The sequence below is a fragment of the Syntrophus aciditrophicus SB genome (assembly GCF_000013405.1).
In the GTDB taxonomy this organism is placed as follows: domain Bacteria; phylum Desulfobacterota; class Syntrophia; order Syntrophales; family Syntrophaceae; genus Syntrophus; species Syntrophus aciditrophicus.
On the sequence record NC_007759.1, the window covers coordinates 2,977,306 to 2,990,939 of the forward strand.

At 53.4% G+C, this 13,634-nt stretch carries 10 protein-coding genes; all 10 read left to right on the forward strand.

Annotated elements, in window-relative coordinates; genetic code table 11:
• Nucleotides 1-14 precede the first annotated feature (14 nt).
• The 10 genes from tatC (at nt 15) to SYN_RS14000 (ending at nt 13,485) form a co-directional block, all read left to right on the forward strand.
• On the forward strand, nt 15-827 hold the full coding sequence (gene tatC / locus SYN_RS13955) for a twin-arginine translocase subunit TatC (RefSeq protein ID WP_148202594.1): 813 nt from the start codon (nt 15-17) through the stop codon (nt 825-827).
• A gap of 1 nt (nt 828) precedes the next feature.
• The gene (locus tag SYN_RS13960; RefSeq protein WP_011418863.1) at nt 829-2,853 is read left to right on the forward strand and encodes a penicillin-binding protein 1A; all 2,025 of its coding nucleotides are present in this window, start codon (nt 829-831) and stop codon (nt 2,851-2,853) included.
• Between the two features lie 441 nt (nt 2,854-3,294).
• Nucleotides 3,295-4,968 carry a biosynthetic-type acetolactate synthase large subunit gene (gene ilvB / locus SYN_RS13965; RefSeq protein ID WP_011418866.1) on the forward strand — a complete coding sequence of 558 codons (1,674 nt, stop codon included), beginning with the start codon at nt 3,295-3,297 and terminating at the stop codon, nt 4,966-4,968.
• A gap of 85 nt (nt 4,969-5,053) precedes the next feature.
• Nucleotides 5,054-5,554, forward strand: a complete 501-nt coding sequence (ilvN, locus tag SYN_RS13970; RefSeq protein ID WP_011418867.1) for an acetolactate synthase small subunit — start codon at nt 5,054-5,056, stop codon at nt 5,552-5,554.
• A gap of 73 nt (nt 5,555-5,627) precedes the next feature.
• Nucleotides 5,628-7,334 carry a biosynthetic-type acetolactate synthase large subunit gene (ilvB, locus tag SYN_RS13975; RefSeq protein ID WP_011418868.1) on the forward strand — a complete coding sequence of 569 codons (1,707 nt, stop codon included), beginning with the start codon at nt 5,628-5,630 and terminating at the stop codon, nt 7,332-7,334.
• Between the two features lie 52 nt (nt 7,335-7,386).
• On the forward strand, nt 7,387-7,860 hold the full coding sequence (ilvN, locus tag SYN_RS13980; RefSeq protein ID WP_011418869.1) for an acetolactate synthase small subunit: 474 nt from the start codon (nt 7,387-7,389) through the stop codon (nt 7,858-7,860).
• A gap of 233 nt (nt 7,861-8,093) precedes the next feature.
• Nucleotides 8,094-9,140 carry a ketol-acid reductoisomerase gene (gene ilvC / locus SYN_RS13985; protein ID WP_011418870.1) on the forward strand — a complete coding sequence of 349 codons (1,047 nt, stop codon included), beginning with the start codon at nt 8,094-8,096 and terminating at the stop codon, nt 9,138-9,140.
• Nucleotides 9,141-9,287: 147 nt separating this feature from the next.
• Nucleotides 9,288-10,949 (forward strand): dihydroxy-acid dehydratase, encoded by a 1,662-nt coding sequence (gene ilvD / locus SYN_RS13990; RefSeq protein WP_011418871.1) that lies wholly within the window; start codon nt 9,288-9,290, stop codon nt 10,947-10,949.
• A 375-nt stretch (nt 10,950-11,324) separates the two neighbouring features.
• Nucleotides 11,325-12,809: a DegQ family serine endoprotease gene (locus tag SYN_RS13995; protein WP_011418873.1), complete on the forward strand. Its 1,485-nt coding sequence runs from the start codon at nt 11,325-11,327 to the stop codon at nt 12,807-12,809.
• Nucleotides 12,810-12,828: 19 nt separating this feature from the next.
• A complete protein-coding gene (locus tag SYN_RS14000; protein WP_041585158.1) occupies nt 12,829-13,485 on the forward strand; it encodes an endonuclease III domain-containing protein in 657 nt (218 codons plus the stop codon).
• The last annotated feature ends 149 nt before the right edge of the window (nt 13,486-13,634 follow it).

Sequence of the window (13,634 nt, forward strand, 5' to 3'; positions counted from 1 at the left end):
TTCAGGAATTGCCCATGACTCTACCTGCTGATGAAAAACTGCCCTTGACGTCCCATCTGGAGGAATTGCGAAAACGTCTCATTCATGTTTTCATTGCCCTCGGAATCGGCTTCACTCTCTGCTACATGTTCAAAGACTGGCTTTTTTTTGTGGTGACCCGTCCCCTGATCGCAGTCATGCCCAAAAACAGTTTCATGATCTTCACCTCCCTGCCGGAGGCCTTTTTTACCTATATGAAGATCTCTTTCTTTTCATCGCTGATCCTGACGAGTCCTTACATTCTTTATGAGATCTGGAAATTTGTTTCACCCGGCCTCTATCCGAAAGAAAAGAGATACGTTCTTCCCTTTGTCTTTTTTTCGACCCTGCTGTTTGCCGGTGGCGTCCTTTTCGGATACTTTATCGCGTTGCCGCCAGCTTTTAAATTCTTCGTCTCCTTTTCCTCCGATTTCCTCAAACCCATGGTCTCCATGCGGGAATATCTCAGTCTTGCCCTGAAATTTCTGCTGGCCTTCGGACTCTGCTTTGAGTTGCCGGTCTTTGTTTTTTTCCTGACCAAGGTCGGCGTCATCAACGCCCGGATGCTTTCCTCACAGCGACGCTATGCCATCCTGATCATCTTCATTGTCGCGGCCGTGCTGACGCCGTCACCGGACGCGGTCAGCCAGATCCTCATGGCCCTTCCCCTCATGGTTCTCTATGAAGTCAGCATCCTGGTCTCCCGGTTAGCGGGGCGCAAGCGTCGCGGCACTCTGGAGGAAACCGGCAACGAGATCGACCGAAAAGAAGAAGAGGAAGACATCCCGGAAACGCCCAAGGCTGAATAAGATGGTCAAAACTTCTCAACATCCAGTGACAAGAAACCGGTGTTCTGCCGGCAGTATTCTGATCGTGCTTGTTTTCTTTCTCCTGCTGGCCCTGCTGGTGGGCAGCAGCATCCTCTATTATGTCGTTCTTCGGGATCTGCCCAGCATTGCCGCATTGAAGGAATACCGGCCAAGCATCACCACCCGGGTTTACGCGGACAATAATGAACTGATCGACGAATTCTACATGGAAAATCGTAAGCTGGTCAGATTCGAGGAAATCCCATCCCTGGTCATCAAAGCCTTTCTGGCCGCTGAGGATGCCCGGTTTTTTGAACACCGCGGTTTTGACGTGCAGAGCATTTCCCGGGCCTTTTTCAGAAATCTCAGGGCCGGAAGGATTGTCCAGGGGGGCAGCACCATTACGCAACAGGTCGCCAAGGCCCTCTATCTGTCCTCGGAAAAAAGTTACAGCCGCAAAATCAAGGAAGCCGTCCTGGCCTATAAGATCGACCGTTCCCTTTCGAAAAAGGAAATTCTGAATCTCTATCTCAATCATATTTATCTTGGCCACGGCGCTTATGGGATTGAAGCGGCCTCTCAGGTTTATTTCGGAAAAAGAACGCGGGATCTTAAACTTTCCGAAGCCTCTCTCCTGGCCGGACTGCCCAAGGCGCCCTCCAGTTATGATCCTTATACCAGTTATCAGCGGGCCCGGCAGCGTCAAACCTACGTCCTGAGCCGGATGGTGGAGGATGGCCACATCACCGAGGAAGAGAAGAACCATGTGCTGCAGACGCCTCTGCCCCTAAGATCGATCCGGCCCAGAGACCGGGTTGCCGCCTACTTTATCGAAAATATCCGCCGTTACATCCAGGGAAAGTACGGCAGTGACGCCTTGTATAAGGAGGGCCTTGAAGTATATACCACGCTGGACATCCGCACTCAGCAGGCAGCACGGGACGCCGTCGAACGGGGGCTCAAGGAACTGGAAAGTCGGCAGGGCTACTCAAGGGATATGGTTCAGGGCGCCCTCCTTTGCATGGACGCCCGCACAGGGGCCATCCGGGCCATGGTCGGCGGCCGGGACTTCAGCAAAAGCGAATTCAACCGTGCCACTCAGTCGCGAAGGCAGCCGGGTTCCGCCTTCAAACCCATTATCTATGCGGCGGCTTTCGATCGGGGAATGACCCCGGCCACGGAGATTGTCGATGCTCCGCTTGCTTTCGAGGATGGGATGGGACATGCCTGGACACCTCAAAACTATGACGAGGAATTTCTGGGACCGATCTCCCTGCGCACGGCCCTCGTTCAATCCCGCAACGTTGTCACGATCAAACTGCTGCAGGAAATCGGTGTGGATTACGCCATTGCCTATGCCGCCAACATGGGGATTTCTTCACGGCTGGCCCGGGACCTGTCGCTTGCCCTGGGTTCCTCGGCGGTCACCCTGCAGGAGCTGGTACGGTCCTATGCCGTCCTGGCCAATGGAGGGAAAATCGTGGAACCGTTCATGATCAAGAAGATCGTGGATCGGACGGGCTATGTCTTTGAAGAGCACACAATTAAAGTGGAGCAGGCCATCGATCCCCGCATCGCCTTTCTGACGACTTCCATTCTGCAGGATGCTGTGGAAAGCGGGACGGGGCAGCGCGTTAAAAGTATCGGCCGGCCTGTAGCAGGAAAAACAGGAACAACCAACGACGTGCATGATGCCTGGTTTGTCGGTTTCACCCCCTCTCTTGTCACCGGCGTCTGGGTCGGCTTTGACCAGCAGCGCCCTCTGGGCAACCAGGAAGTCGGTGGCCTGGCCGCTGCGCCGATCTGGCTCTACTGTATGGAAAGGGCTTTAGCCAACAAGCCGGTGGAGAGTTTTCCCGTTCCGGATGGAATTGTCTTTGTCCGGCGAAACGAAGGCGCGCTTCCCGAGCCTTTTATTGACGGGACCGCCCCTCCCGACGCGATCCCCGCCGACGCGGAGGGAAGCACCTCAACGGAGGAGGAGGGTGAAGAGGATCCCGGCTGGAAGTTCAGATTTCCTTTTTAGGAGTTAAAAAACGACAAGGAAGTGCTTATTTATTTCAAGAATTTTCTTGACAAGGGTTTTCTTTTTCGATAGAAAATACTGATAGTTTTTTGTGTGAACATAAGATTTTTAAAGGAAAATGTCGTCATGATTAAAGCGATTATTCTGATACTGGGCATCGTAACCGTAGTCACCGTACGGAAGGGGACTGTTGCTCGGTTTCTTTAGAAAAATGACATAAAGAAAGAAGAGCCGCAGGCCCCTTAAAGGAACTGCGGCTCTTCTTTTTATGGAAAAGAGCCGCATTGCAGACAGAACGTGCGGCTCTTTTGTTTTTCGATATCCGTAATGCTTTTATAAAAACTTAAAAAAATTTGCTTCCTCAAAAGGCTCCCCGCGGTGAAACGCCTTGCGTGGCCCTGAACAGGGAAGTGGTCCAGTCTGAAAGGAGTATTAAAAATCATGGAAACCATCGGTGCGGACATTGTCCTGCAAATCCTTCAGGAGGAAGGTGTGGAGGCCATTTTCGGCTATCCCGGGGGAAACTCTCTGCCTCTGCACGACCGGCTGCTGGGCAGCCCCATCCGTCATTACCTGACGCGGCATGAACAGGCCGCCGCGCATGCCGCTGACGGCTATGCCCGGGCTACCGGCAGAGTAGGTGTCTGCCTTTCCACGTCAGGACCGGGAGCGACCAACCTGGTGACGGGCATCGCGACCGCCCATATGGATTCATCCCCCATTGTCGCTCTGACCTGCCAGGTCAACACCAGCCTCATGGGACGGGACGCTTTTCAGGAAACAGACATAATCGGGATTACACTGCCGATAACGAAGCACAGCTATCTGGTGCATGATGTGAACAATCTGGCCACCATCCTTCGCCAGTCCTTCAAACTGGCACGCTCGGGACGACCGGGACCGGTCCTGGTGGATATGCCCCGGGATATCCTGGCTGCACGGTGTGAACGGGCGGCTCCCCGACAGGAAGCACCCGAAGCCACAGTGGAGCAGAGTCCCTCGGATCGGCAACAACTGGAAAAAATTGCCAGGGCTCTGAATCAGAGTGAACGTCCCGTGATCATCATGGGCGGCGGCGTCAAGTTGAGCAACTCCTGCGATCTCATGCTTGGACTCATTGAAAAAGGCGGTATTCCCTTTACCACCACGATGATGGGCGTGGGTTCGATCACTTCCGGAAACGGCTATGATCTGGGTTTCATCGGCACTCACGGCAATCAGCTGGCGAACAGCATCGTTCATCAGTCTGATTTCATTCTGGCTGTCGGCATGCGCTTCTCGGATCGCAGCACTTCCCTCATTGATGAATTCGCCCCTCTGGCCACCATTGCCCAGACTGACATCGATCCCACATCCATCGGCAAGAACGTTAAGGTTGCTTTCCCCTTTGTGGGTGAAATCCGGGAAACGATATCCGCCCTGGTAAAACTGGTGGAACGGAAAGAAAGGACGCCATGGATGGAGCGCATACAGCAGGAGCGGGAAACAACGGATAACTGCCTGCCCTACAAAGGGTGCGGAAAGGCAGGGCATTTTATCAGCCTGGTTCAGGACGCCATGCCCAGGGAAACCATCGCGATTTCCGATGTGGGCTTGAACCAGATCTGGACGATGAGAACCTGGAAGGCGCGCACCCCACGCAGCCTGATCACCAGCGGCGGCATGGGAACGATGGGATTCAGTGTACCGGCGGCAATGGGCGCCAAAATCGGCGCTCCTGATCGGTCGGTCGTAGCGATCTGTGGAGATGGCGGCTTCTACATGAATATTCAGGAACTGGCCACAATCAGCTATTACAATATCCCCGTGAAAATCATCGTCCTCAACAACGGCCACCTGGGGATGGTTCGTCAACTTCAGGATCTGTTTTATGAATCCCGTTTCAGCACCGTGGATCTCGGCACGCATGTCGATCTGGTGACGGTTGCCAAAGGTTTCGGCATCCCAGCCCGCAGAATTTCCGTGGACGACAGCCCCGAAGCGGCCCTTGCCGCCATGGCAGGCGCGGAAGGGCCTTATATGCTGGAGGTGATGGTTGACCCGAACGATTATGTGTTCCCCATCATCCCTCCCGGCCATCCGAATATATCGATGATCCACGGCAAGATCTGCTGAGAAGAAAGCGTCTGGTTTTCTTATCCGACAGGAACAAACCAGGCAGGGCGGTCACAGTGAAATCAATAGAGGAGAAAGATCAGAAATGAGCATTGAAGAACGTACCATCACGATCCTGGTTAAAAATGAACCGGGGGTGCTGTCGCGGGTCGCGGGAGTTTTCAGCGGACGGGGATATAACATCAAGACCCTGTGCGTCGCGGAAACGACGAATCCGGAAATCTCGCGGATCACTTTAACCAGCAATGCCGATGCGGATTTTACGGAAAAGATCAAAAAGCAGCTTGATAAACTGGTTGATGTCGTGGATGTCCTGGACTACACAGGCGAACGTTTTCTTAAAAGGGAAATGATGCTGATCGGTCTGAGAATTACCCCGGATCGCTATGCGGAACTTCTCCAGGCCGTGAACACTTTCGGATGCCGGATCATAGGTATGCAGCCGGATTATTACATCATCGAGACATCGGGCCGCCGGTCTGAAAATGATGCAGTTTTTAAGTATTTTCAAACTTTCGATGTCGAAATGATGAACCGGACCGGTTCCATCGCCCTTCCGCGGCACCCGCAGAAGGATTCCGCATGAGGACGAAGGACTCTGCAGATTCCTGGAAAGAAGAATTTTTATTTCATAAATTAACAGTCAGGGGGTATTTCTCGTGAAACTCACCGGATCACAAGTCCTTTTTAAAGCCTTGCGGGAAGAAAAAGTAGATACTATTTTCGGTTATCCCGGGGGCTCCGTCATCGATCTTTATGATGAATTGTTCCATCAGGAAGGAATCAAACACTATCTGGTGCGGCATGAACAGGGGGCCGTCCACGCCGCGGACGGTTATGCGCGCGCTACCGGCAAAGTCGGGGTCTGCCTGGTGACTTCCGGTCCCGGCGCCACCAACACCGTAACCGGCATTGCCAATGCCTATGCGGATTCCATCCCGATCGTCATCCTGACCGGGCAGGTTCCCACCCATATGATCGGCAAGGATGCCTTTCAGGAAGTGGACATTACAGGCATTACCCGTCCCTGCAGTAAGCATAACTTTCTGGTCAGAAAAATCGATGACCTGGGCCGTACTATAAGAGAAGCCTTCTACATCGCGCACAGCGGGCGTCCCGGTCCCGTTCTGGTCGATATCCCTAAAGATATTCTACAGGGAACGCTGGAAGAAACAGAGCTTTTCATGGAAATTCATCTGCCTCCGGAGCCGCCCAAAGAGCCGATCGACGAGGCCTGCGCCGCAGCCCTGACCATGATCCGGACCGCACGCAAACCGGTTATTTTCGCCGGCGGCGGGGTTCTGCGGGGAAAAGCCGTTTCCGAGCTGATGACCTTTGCCAATTGCATCCATGCTCCGGTCACGGCATCGCTCATGGGACTGGGAGCTTTTCCCGGAACTCACCCGCGCTGGCTGGGCATGCTGGGCATGCACGGAACTTATTACGCCAACATGGCCGTCAGTCACTGTGACCTGTTGATTGCCGTGGGTGTGCGCTTTGACGACCGTGTCACCTCCAAGGTGGCGGAATTCGCGCCTCACGCCAAAATTATTCATATCGACATCGATCCCGTTTCAATCAACAAGATCGTCAAGTCTCATGTTTCTATCATCAGCGACTGCCGGGAAGCTCTGCAGCGTCTTCTTTCCATGGCCGGTGGCGAAGTTCTGCTTTCCGCGGATCAAACCCGGGAATGGCTGGAGCAGATTGAAAAATGGAAGAAGGCGGTTCCTCTGAGCTATTGCCGCAGCGCGAAGATCAAGCCTCAGTATGTCATCGAAAAGCTCTACGAACTGACGCGGGGGGAGGCCATCATTACCACTGAAGTCGGTCAGAATCAGATGTGGGCAGCCCAGTTCTACCGGTTCGATCACCCCGATACCTTCATCTCCTCGGGCGGACTGGGAACGATGGGATTCGGGCTTCCGGCGGCGATTGGCGCCCAGGTAGCCTTTCCGGACCGGTTGGTCGTCGACATTGCCGGAGACGGCAGCATTCAGATGAACATCCAGGAACTGGCTACCGCCGTGCATTACAATCTGCCGGTCAAGGTCGTCATCCTGAACAACGGCTTCCTGGGAATGGTCCGGCAGTGGCAGGAAATGTTTTACGGCAGACGCTATTCCCAGACCGAGATGAAACAGGCGCTGGATTTCGTCAAACTGGCCGAGGCATTCGGTGCCGTCGGGTTAAGGGCCACAAAACCGGAAGAAGTGGAAGAGGTTCTGCGCAAGGGGCTGGAAACTCCGAGGGCCGTCATGATGGATTTCCACGTGGAACCGGAAGAGCAGGTATACCCCATGGTCAGCCCGGGTGCGGGACTGACGGACATGAAGCTGGGAAACCTGCGTCGGGATGCCGATTAAAGGAACTTCAACTCCGCCCATTCATTTTACTGACAGAAAGGTTTGCTGAAAAATGGAAATCAAGAAGAGTGTCATCTCAATTCTGGCCAGCAACAAGCCTGACGTCCTGGCCCGTATCGCCGGCACGTTCAGTGGACGCGGCTTCAATATCGACAGCATCACAGCCAATGTGACGGGCAATCCCCGGATTACCAGGATTATCATCACGACTCAAGGAAACCAGGACACCATCATCAAGATCGAAAAAGAACTCAACCGTCTCGTCGATGTTCATCAGGTCACGGATCTGACCAGCCTGGATCTGCCCCTCCGGGAGATGATCCTGATTCGTATGCCGATGACGGGAGAAAACCACGAAAAAATTATGGAAATCGTTGACAGATACCATGGGGAAGTGATAGAAACCGGCTCCGGATATGGCATCCTTGAGCTGACGGGCAAAAAGGAAGACATGGACAATGCCCTGTCGTCCCTGGAACTTCTGGGAATTGATGACTTTGTAAGAACGGGCAGTGTAACGCTTTAGTTATAAGGCTTTAGTTTTACGAATGGCTCGCGAAACACATTCGCAAACGAAAAGTGCGGGAAAGTCAACCAGATCCAGAGCACTGCGGCTCATCTCTTCACATCGGGACAATGGACCATTGCACCGATGTCTTATCATCCGGGAAGCAGCTCCGGATTCTGAGCAAAACGGCAGATCTGTACTTCAAAGCAACAAGATGAAAATCTCGGTTTTAATATAGAAGGAGGCTCATTATGGCAAAAATTGATTTCGGCGGTGTAGTGGAAGATGTCATCACTCTGGAAGAATTTACCCTGGAAAAGGCCAGGGAGGTATTGAAGAACGAAGTGATCGCCGTGGTCGGTTACGGAATTCAGGGGCGAGGCCAGTCCTTGAACATGCGCGACAACGGAATAAAGGTCATTGTCGGTGAAGGCCCATACTCATGGAACCAGGCCGTAGAAGACGGCTTTGTCCCCGGCGAGACGCTCTTTTCTCCGGAAGAGGCGGCAAAACGGGCCACCATCATCCAGTATCTGCTTTCCGACGCAGGGCAGAAGGAGATGTGGCCGGTGATGAAAAACTGCCTTCAGCCGGGCAACGCTCTGTATTTCTCCCATGGATTTTCTATTGTTTACAAGGAACAGACCGGCGTGATTCCGCCGGCGGATATCGATGTCATTCTGGTGGCCCCAAAAGGATCCGGACGCACCGTGCGGACGAATTTCCTGGACGGCAGCGGCATCAATTCCAGTTATGCGGTATTTCAGGATGCAACGGGCAAGGCCCTGGAACGTACCCTGGCGGTAGGCATCGCCATTGGTTCCGGTTATCTTTTTCCCACCACCTTTGAAAAGGAGGTTTACAGCGATCTCACCGGCGAACGGGGTGTCCTTATGGGCTGCCTGGCTGGAGTGATGGAGGCTCAGTACAACGTACTCCGCAGGAACGGCCACAGCCCCAGCGAGGCCTTCAACGAAACCGTGGAGGAGCTGACCCAGAGCCTCATCCGCCTGGTAGCGGAAAACGGCATGGACTGGATGTATTCCAATTGCAGCGCCACCGCCCAGCGAGGCGCCCTGGACTGGAAGGATCGCTTCCGTGACGCGGTCGCCCCCGTGTTTGACGCCCTTTACGAAAGCGTGGTTACCGGCAAGGAAACCCAGATCGTGCTCGATGCCGGCAAAGATCCCAATTATCGGGAAAAGTTGCAGAAAGAGCTGGAAGTCATGCACAACAGCGAAATGTGGCGCGCCGGAGCCGCTGTGCGTGATCTGCGACCGGAACGACGCAAAAAATAGCATCGCCCCCTTCTGCAGGGCAGAATGGTGATGAACAAGGGTACGGATTAAATTTGATTTTTTTGACGGTACCAGGGGGATAAACCGGTTGCAACCAGCGGGTTTATCCCTTTTTTTAAGGGAGAACATTCCCGGAAGGAGAGATTCATGCGCAGTGATATCATGAAAAAAGGACTTGAAAAGGCGCCTCATCGATCTCTGTTCAAGGCAATGGGCTATACGGATGAAGAAATTGCCCGCCCGCTGATCGGTGTTGTCAACGCCGCTAACGAAATCATCCCCGGTCATATCCATCTGGATCGGATCGTGGAGGATGTCAAGGCGGGCATCCGGATGGCAGGTGGAACGCCGGTGGAGTTTCCCGCCATCGGGATCTGCGACGGCATCGCCATGGGCCATCTGGGTATGAAATATTCCCTGGCCAGCCGGGAATTGATCGCCGACTCCACAGAAGCCATGGTCATGGCCCATCCCTTTGACGGCCTGGTTCTTGTTCCTAACTGTGACAAAATCATTCCCGGAATGCTCATGGCCGCCCTGCGCCTCAATATTCCATCAATTTTTGTCAGCGGCGGCCCCATGCTGGCCGGACGTCTCGATGGAAAGTCTGTGGATCTCATCAGCGTCTTCGAAGGAGTCGGCGCCGTGAAGGCGGGCAAGATGACGGAAGAGCAGCTGAAGGCCCTGGAGGACTGCGCCTGTCCCGGATGCGGATCCTGTTCCGGAATGTATACGGCCAATTCCATGAACTGCGTGACGGAGGCACTGGGCCTGGGTCTGCCGGGAAACGGAACGATTCCTGCGATTCATGCGGCGCGACGGCGCCTTGCTAAAGAGGCGGGAGTCCGAATCATGGATCTGGTCTCCAAAAACATCCGGCCTCGGGACATCGCCACGCTCGATGCCTTCAAAAATGCCCTCGCTGTGGATATGGCCCTGGGCTGCTCCACCAATACGGTGCTGCACATCCCGGCGATTGCCCACGAAGCGGGAATTCGACTGGATCTTGACCTTTTCAACGAAATCAGTGCAAGGACGCCGAATCTCTGTCATCTCAGTCCGGCCGGCCCCCACCATATCGAGGAACTTGATGCCGCCGGCGGGATTCAGGCGGTCATGAAAGTCATCAGTAAACTGGGGGTGATCCAGGAGTCGGCTTTAACCGTATCCGGCAGGACAGTTGGAGAAAACCTGGAAAAGGCACGTGTTCTCAATGAGGAGGTGATCCGCCCATTGGACCGTGCCTATCGGCAGGAGGGCGGCATCGCCATTCTCCGAGGAAATCTTGCTCCCGATGGCGCGGTGGTCAAACAGTCCGGAGTGCTGCCGGAAATGATGATCAATGAAGGAACGGCTCGCGTCTTCGATTCCGAGGATGAAGCGATTGCCGCAATCCTCGGCGGTAAAATTGTCGCGGGAGATATTGTGGTCATCCGCTACGAAGGTCCGAAAGGAGGTCCGGGAATGCGGGAAATGCTGAGCCCCACCTCGGCCATCGCGGGCATGGGTCTGGATACCTCGGTCGCTCTGCTTACGGATGGACGTTTCAGCGGAGGCACCCGCGGCGCCGCCATCGGGCACATTTCTCCGGAGGCCGCGGAAGGAGGCCCGATTGCCCTGATCCGGGAGGGAGACTGGATCGCCATCAACATCCCGGAAAAAACATTGACCTTGAAGGTTGACCCGGAAGAACTGGAAAAGAGAAAGCAGGAATGGAAACCCAAAGCATCACAGAACCTGACCGGTTATCTGGCCCGTTACGCAAGGCTTGTCACTTCCGCAAGCACGGGCGCCATCTTTAAGGATTAACAGCAGGCATCCATACGATCTCCGGCACCAGTCGTCTTTCCCAGGCTGATCCCGACAGTTTTGACGTCGGCTTCCTGACTGATCGAACATCAGACGAAGTTGCTATTTTCCTGCCGGCCTTCCCTGCTGTTCTTACTGAAGTTTGATAAGTTACAAAAAATTACTTCCATCCTGCATGCCCTTTCGGAATCTGGAAAGGGCATGCAGGATCATCTCCCCTTCGCAAAATTCTCCTGCCGGGAGAAACTTTAAAAGTTAAAGGAAAACAACCCGTTCTGGTCATCCCGGGGGAAAAATAAAACATTAGCAACATCATTACATTTATGTTAGAGAAACCGATCAAATAAGAATCAGATTTGATATCGGGAGGTTTCAATGAAAAAGGAAAGTAAGAACAGAAATACGTTCATTATGTTTCTGTTAGCTTTTCTCGTAGCATTTTTTGTCGTATCCGTGATTGAAGTCCTGCGTTCCTCCTTTGCACCGGTTGCGCCCGATGTCCAGGTCGCATCGGCGATATCTCCCATAGACCCGAGAACTCCCGGATCCTTTGCGGACTTGGTCGACCGTTTAAAACCGGCTGTCGTGAATATCAGCACCACCAAGACCATCCGCTCCGGATCCAATCCTTTTTCCTCGCCTTTCAGCGGCGAAGGATCGCCTTTTGAACGGTATTTCTGGGGGGATGAATTCTTTGACCGGTTCTTTGGCGATGTTCCCAAGCGTGAGTTCAAGAAGAAAAGCCTCGGGTCCGGTTTCATCATCAGTCATGACGGTTACATTTTCACCAATAACCATGTCGTGGAGCAGGCAGACAAGATTCTGGTGAAGCTTTCGGACGGCAAGGAATTCGAGGCGCGCGTCATCGGAAAAGATGCCAAGACAGACATCGCCCTGATCAAGATCAAGCCAACTGTCAGTTTGCCCGTTGTTGAAATAGGCGATTCCGATAAGTTGCGGGTGGGGGAATGGGTCCTGGCGATCGGCAATCCTTTCGGACTCGAGCAGACAGTCACGGCTGGAATTGTCAGTGCGAAAGGTCGGGTGATCGGCGCGGGCCCCTATGATAATTTCATTCAGACGGATGCCTCCATCAATCCGGGAAACAGCGGCGGCCCTCTGTTCAGCATGGATGGACAAGTCATCGGGATTAATACCGCCATTGTCGCCCAGGGACAGGGGATCGGATTTGCAATCCCTGTAAATATGGCCAAAAATATTCTGCCCGACCTGAAAACAAAGGGAAAGGTTTCACGCGGCTGGCTTGGGGTTTCCGTTCAGGACATCACCGAGGATATCGCCAAGAGCATGAAGCAGAAAGACAGGCAGGGCGCCCTGGTGGCTGAGGTTTTCAAAGGCGATCCGGCCAGCAACGCGGGAATCAAGCCGGGGGATATCATTACGGAAATCAACGGCAAGACAGTCATCAACTCGCACGAACTGCTGCTGATGATTGCCAACTTTCACGTGGGGGATCGCATCAATATCACATTACTGCGAGGCAACCGCCCCATGAACGTGAATGTTCTCGTTGCGGAGCGAACAGACCGCGGCGAGTATGCGGCAAGAAAAACCTCCCGGGATGATTACGGCATGGTGGTGCACGACATCACGCCTGAGATCGCACAATATCTGGGATTGTCCAGTCGTACGGGAGTGATCGTGACGGACGTTCGCGAGGGAAGTCCAGCTGATGATGTGGGCATTCAACCCCAGGATGTCATCCTGCAGGTCAATCGCGCAAAAATTGCTTCCAAAAAAGACTATCTCAAAGAATTGTCCCGAAAAGAGGCAAAACAGAATCTCCTTCTGCTGGTCAAGCGAGGTCAATCCACCTTCTTTGTTGCCCTGCAACAGTAAATATTCAGGTCGTTCCGTCATGAAATCGAAGACAGAATCCTGCGAGCTGTCCGTTATATACAGCAGGCTCAACAGTCACTTTGGCGATCTTCACTGGTGGCCGGCGGATTCATCCTTTGAAGTGATCTTAGGCGCGATCCTCACACAAAACACAGCCTGGCAGAACGTGGAACGTGCCATCGAAAACCTGAAGGCTCTCAATCTGCTGGAGCCTCAATTACTGTATGAGATGGATCACCGCGTCCTCGAAGAACTGATTCGCCCCTCGGGTTACTTCCGCATCAAGGCGGCAAGAATAAAGAATTTTTTGAGTTTTCTGCAAAATCATTATGATTGGGACTTAAAAAAAATGTTCCAGGATGATTTATGGAAGCTCAGAGAGAAAATGCTGAAAATAAAGGGCATCGGAAAGGAAACGGCGGACAGCATTTTACTCTATGCCGGTCACAGGCCCGTGTTTGTTATCGATGCCTATACCAGAAGGATTCTCTCCCGGCACGGCATGGTGGCTTCGAATATTTCCTATGATGAGCTCCAGGACTATTTTATGAGGAACCTTCCCCTGGATGTTTCTATCTATAACCAGTATCACGCCCTGATTGTCAATGCGGGGAAGACGTTTTGCCGTACCGTTCCGCTTTGCGAGAAATGCCCCCTGAAGTCCGTCGGCCTTTGAAAACATGCATTTCGCGAGAAGGAACATCAGGGAGACCTGATTAGAGGAAAAGGGGTTTAGGGCCGTCACCGAGGCCATCCCTGAAGCAGGGAGTCGGGGGAAAGCAATTCCGCCTTATTAAAAAGAATCCCCGGGAAAATGCTTCATCT

Coding starts and splice junctions, on each gene's coding strand:
- ilvB (WP_011418866.1), top strand. CDS start 3,295: ATGGAAACCATCGGTGCGGACATTGTCCTGCAAATCCTTCAGGAGGAA.
- tatC (WP_148202594.1), top strand. CDS start 15: ATGACTCTACCTGCTGATGAAAAACTGCCCTTGACGTCCCATCTGGAG.
- ilvN (WP_011418869.1), top strand. CDS start 7,387: ATGGAAATCAAGAAGAGTGTCATCTCAATTCTGGCCAGCAACAAGCCT.
- ilvC (WP_011418870.1), top strand. CDS start 8,094: ATGGCAAAAATTGATTTCGGCGGTGTAGTGGAAGATGTCATCACTCTG.
- SYN_RS13995 (WP_011418873.1), top strand. CDS start 11,325: ATGAAAAAGGAAAGTAAGAACAGAAATACGTTCATTATGTTTCTGTTA.
- ilvN (WP_011418867.1), top strand. CDS start 5,054: ATGAGCATTGAAGAACGTACCATCACGATCCTGGTTAAAAATGAACCG.
- SYN_RS13960 (WP_011418863.1), top strand. CDS start 829: ATGGTCAAAACTTCTCAACATCCAGTGACAAGAAACCGGTGTTCTGCC.
- ilvD (WP_011418871.1), top strand. CDS start 9,288: ATGCGCAGTGATATCATGAAAAAAGGACTTGAAAAGGCGCCTCATCGA.
- SYN_RS14000 (WP_041585158.1), top strand. CDS start 12,829: ATGAAATCGAAGACAGAATCCTGCGAGCTGTCCGTTATATACAGCAGG.